Genomic DNA, 261 nt, shown 5'->3' on the forward strand with positions numbered 1-261 from the left:
TTAGAGCGCTCTCCCTTACCGTGAACAATAATCACGGTGCGCACATCCATTCTTAGACATTGACGTAAAAATGAAAGCACTTCATTACGAGCATCTTTCAGTGTTTTCCTGTGCAGATCGAGCTTAGCTTGAATTGGATATTTACCTAAGCGCAGTTTCTTGAATACGCCTTCCTGCACGCCATCTTTTTTATAGGCGATAACATCATCTGGCTTTAACATCGGAGAATAGTCGAGCGAGAGATAATCTTTCTCGTCATCA

The 261-nt window shown here is 42.1% G+C and carries 1 protein-coding gene; it reads right to left on the reverse strand.

Annotated elements, in window-relative coordinates; genetic code table 11:
- Positions 1–261 (reverse strand): Smr/MutS family protein (locus FTW16_RS01440; protein ID WP_186728002.1); only part of this gene is annotated, 261 nt, incomplete at both ends.

The organism is Vibrio sp. T20 (assembly GCF_007858795.1).
Lineage (GTDB): Bacteria > Pseudomonadota > Gammaproteobacteria > Enterobacterales > Vibrionaceae > Vibrio > Vibrio satsumensis.